The organism is Metamycoplasma auris, from assembly GCF_003253435.1.
Classification (GTDB): Bacteria; Bacillota_I; Bacilli_A; order Mycoplasmatales; family Metamycoplasmataceae; genus Metamycoplasma; species Metamycoplasma auris.
The window spans coordinates 1-2,635 of the sequence record NZ_QKUB01000022.1; the positions used below are offsets into that span (position 1 = coordinate 1).

Annotated in this window: 2 protein-coding genes; both read left to right on the top strand. The window is 26.1% G+C overall.

The window, feature by feature from the left end:
* Positions 1-1,098: hypothetical protein (locus BCF89_RS08755; RefSeq protein WP_111518938.1), on the top strand; the 1,098-nt coding region annotated here is incomplete at its 5' end.
* Positions 1,099-1,116: 18 nt separating this feature from the next.
* The coding region (locus BCF89_RS08760) for a coiled-coil domain-containing protein (protein WP_111518940.1) at positions 1,117-2,635 on the top strand (1,519 nt) is incomplete at its 3' end.

Below are 2,635 nucleotides of genomic sequence, written 5' to 3' on the forward strand. Positions count from 1 at the left end.
TTACTGTTACCTGCAATATTTGGATATGAGGTAAATGTGCAAAATGTTTGATATAACGCTTTATTCAAATATGCAATGTTTGGTTCCAGAACAATTTTAAAATTTGTTAGAAAATCAAAACTTGCTAAACAAGTATCTTGATTTAAAAAATTAGTTCAAAAAGGTCAAACTGCTATTAGATTTATTATGAATCCTCAAGCAGCACTAACCTATGTTGTAAACAAAACAACTTACAAATTAAAAAAAGTTTTATTAAAAAAATTCAATAGAAAAACTGTTAATAAAGTTATTAGAATACTTAGAAAAGGCATTAAATTTTCGATTAAATCAGGAATTTTAATAACCGCCTTTGTAAAATCTAAAGACAAAAAAGAGTTTGTTTTAAATAGACTTAAACAAGTAGGAATTAAGGGAATTAAAAAATTTAGTAAGTCAATTATTAAGTCTACGATCTTTAAAAAATTTAAGAAATTTAAAACTCGTTCTGATTTTAAAAATTCTCTAGATTTTGCAGATCAAAGTTGGATAAGTTTTAAGGGAATGTCAAAATGAATTGATGGACTTAAAATCGCTTCAGATAATTGAATTTATGAAAAAAATGAAGAAACATTATCCTATTTTGTATTTTTTAATCCCTCTACAACGAATAATAAGAAAAGTTTATTATTTTTCAATCGCCCAATCGATGAATTTAAGGACTTTTTAGACGCTCCATCAAAAGGGCAATATTATTTAGATAATTTAGCTTGAGGTTGAACTGTTGGTGCTGCAATTAATGGGAAAACAAAATTTTCTATTTCTAAATTAGAAAATACAAAATATTCTCAACATTTTTTGAGTGCAATAAAAGAATTCGACAAAAACTCAAAAGATGTTGTTGAAAATTTAAAAGATAATTTTAAAGTTCTATCTTCAGCAAGAAATCGTAAATTAGGGAACAAAATCGTTATTGAATGGAACGATGATAAAGTTAGTTTCTTAGATCGTAAGGGATTCCAAACAGAAGAGAAATATGATAAGTTTTTTTCAAATAGGCAACATTTAATTAAAAAGATCTCAAAACCGATTACTTTAGTAAAAAGTGTAAAGAAATTATAAGTTAAGTAAGGAGGACATTTGAATAAAGAAAATTTAGATTTTCTTAAAATAAATTTAAATGAATACAATTCGTCATTTAATTTAATGCATAAATTTTTCGTTCCTAAGAAGTTATTAAGTTTTTACCAAAATGTTGAAAATAAGGAAGTTGAAGCATTTAATCAACTAGCGGGTTCAATTTTAAATCAAATTAATCTGCTTGTTGGTCAAAGAATTGAGTTCTACTTAAATTGCTCTAGCAGTCTTGATGAATTTATTAAGCAAGTAGGAAACACGCGCTACAATAACCTAAAAACTGCTATTTTTGAAGAAATTAAATATAGGTTGCTTTCAAATAATTTTCCTGAGTTTTTTAACCAAGAGAAAATACTATCAAATAACCTACAAAGAGTTGGAAATGCTAGAGACTTTGTTAATCTGGAAAACTATTTATGTCCTACTGCTAGTGTTCTTATTATTAATGCAGCATGACATAAATTAGAATTACCAAAAATTGATGAACTTTTAAATTTAAAAGACCTAATTGCTAATCAACAAAAAATTATAGAATCTGAAATAAATCTTAAACAAACTAAATTTCAAAGCGATTTTAATAGTAAGCAAGAAAAAATTAATGAATCAATTAAAAAAGATATATCTTCTGCAAAAGAAAACATTGACAGCAAGATTAAATTATTTGAAAATAATATAAACACAATTTTGCTGGCAATTAATAAAAATGAATTAAGAGATTCAGAAATTATTGGTCGATATAACTCATTGCAAAAAGAATTAAAGGACTTGACGTTAAATGAAATATCTAAAATTAAGATATTAAACGAAGAACAAAATGCTTCTATTAAATCAGTTAAAGAATTAATTAAAAATAATGAATTAAATGTAGATAAAAATTCCCAAATAATAAAAAGGAATTCAGGCAGCATTTACGAATTTAAGTCCGATTTAGATATAAAAAGTAATTTGATAAAGCAACTAGAAAAAAAGCTAAGTAATCTTACAAAATATGCTTCTGATATTAATTCATCCAATTCTCTACATGGTAAACAAATTCAATCCCTTCAAAATAGTATGCCAGGGAGAATTGAAAATGCAAAGGAAACTTTAAGAAGTTACGTTGATGCTGAGGTTAAAAAACTAGTAACTTATTTAACTGATTTGCAAAATAATTTTAATCCGCAAATAAGAGTGCTTGAGTCTAGGGTTTCTGATTTAGATAAGAAATTAAATCAAATTAGTAACTCCATTAACAAAGTATCCTTAAACGAAAGACTTTTAAAAGATGTTGAGCAGAAATTAAAGTCAGGTTTAGAAAAAATTGATAACTTCGAAAGAACAATGGATGATTTAATTAACTTTAAGAGTGCAACAATCCCGATGTTGGCACAACTTTTATACGAAGAGCATCGTGAAAAAATTAAGGCAGATTTAACTGACGATCCAAATTATCCTAAATACAAGTTGTATCAATTTTTGGAATCTGAAAATACCTATAAATTTATTGTAGCGAGACATGAGGTTAGTTCACCAGATACAGGGG